The following is a 660-nucleotide window of genomic DNA, read 5'->3' on the forward strand; positions in this document are numbered from 1 at the left end:
ACCCCACACGACACCCCCCAACACCACCACAAGCCCACACCGGACAACCTCGCCTACATCATGTACACCTCCGGCTCCACCGGACGACCCAAAGCCGTCGCCATCACCCACCACGGTGTGATCAATATGGCGTGGCACCACTGGCCGGAAGACCGTGCAAGGGCACGGATGTCGATGATCATGTCGCCAGGGTTCGACAGTTCGGCGTGTGAAATTTGGCCAGCCCTCCTCCGCGGCGGCGCCCTGGTGGTGTTGGCGCGCCAACCGGATGTGGCGTCCCTCCGGCAGCTCATCGCCGAACGCGGCGTGACATCGATGTTCGTGCCCACGGCCCTTTTCCACCAACTGGCAGCAGAAGATCCGGATTGCCTGGATCGGCTGGAACTGCTCGAAACCGGCGGCGGCGCGCTTTCGCCCGCGGCGGTCAACAAGTTGCGGAAAGGGCATCCGGAGTTGGCGATGATCAACGCCTATGGGCCCACCGAAATCACCGTCTGTGCAACGACATACGCCATCCCAACGACCGATGGATTCGAAGGCGCATCGGTGCCGATTGGTGTGCCGTTGGGCAATATGCGGGTGTTTGTGCTTGATGCGGGGTTGTCTCCGGTGCCCGTGGGTGTACTTGGTGAGTTCTATGTCGCGGGCGCCGGTGTGGCC

General features: G+C 63.0%; 1 protein-coding gene. It reads left to right on the forward strand.

The genetic code is table 11. From position 1 onward, the window contains the following. The coding region (locus ACQI5H_RS24590) for an AMP-binding protein (RefSeq protein ID WP_427081894.1) at positions 1-660 on the forward strand (660 nt) is incomplete at both ends.

Origin of the sequence: Mycobacterium heidelbergense, from assembly GCF_050205645.1 — a bacterium.
Classification (GTDB): Bacteria; Actinomycetota; Actinomycetes; order Mycobacteriales; family Mycobacteriaceae; genus Mycobacterium; species Mycobacterium heidelbergense_A.